The sequence below is a fragment of the Desulfogranum marinum genome, assembly GCF_016918565.1.
GTDB lineage: Bacteria > Desulfobacterota > Desulfobulbia > Desulfobulbales > Desulfobulbaceae > Desulfogranum > Desulfogranum marinum.
Window position 1 is genome coordinate 1 of record NZ_JAFFQD010000153.1, and the last position, 551, is coordinate 551.

1 protein-coding gene is annotated in these 551 nt (G+C 55.7%); it reads right to left on the minus strand.

Annotation, left to right across the window (positions count from 1 at the left end; translation table 11 throughout):
* Window positions 1-551: hypothetical protein (locus JWH17_RS23270; protein WP_205225092.1), on the minus strand; the 551-nt coding region annotated here is incomplete at both ends.

A 551-nucleotide genomic window follows, 5' to 3' on the forward strand; every position in this document is an offset into this window, starting at 1 on the left:
ACCATCCGGTTGAGCTGCTTTGGGGTGAGGTGCTCAATGGTTTCATCGAGCAGAGCATCGGAGACCTGGTTGACCACCTGATGGTAGAGTTTGTCGCCGAACAATCCTTTGAACTTTTGGGTCAACACATTGCCGAGCTCGGTTCCTCCCATGGCTGCGAGTTGTGCCCCAGCCTTGGCTGCCACCTGTTGCTGTGTGTTTTCATCGAGGAGTTGCTCATAATGGCTGAGCATCCTGTTGACCGCAGCCGGATCAATGGTCGATGCCGCACCCGGTTGATGGTCCACTGCCTGCTGGACCGCATTTGCCAGAACCGGTGCGGACCAGTCCGGCTGCCTGAGGCGTTCAAGGAGATGGGGCGGCAGTTCGGCAATGGTAGTGGAAGGGTTGTCGAGCAACTGTCTGGCGTCCACATTAAGGGCAATCGTTTTTTTGATTTCGTTGCCCCTTTTGGTGTTGACCAGCTTGTTGAGCATGTCATCATCCACAGCCGTGAGGTCGGGATCACCATTGTTGTCGATGGCCAGTGGAATGCTCGAGGTGAGCATGGC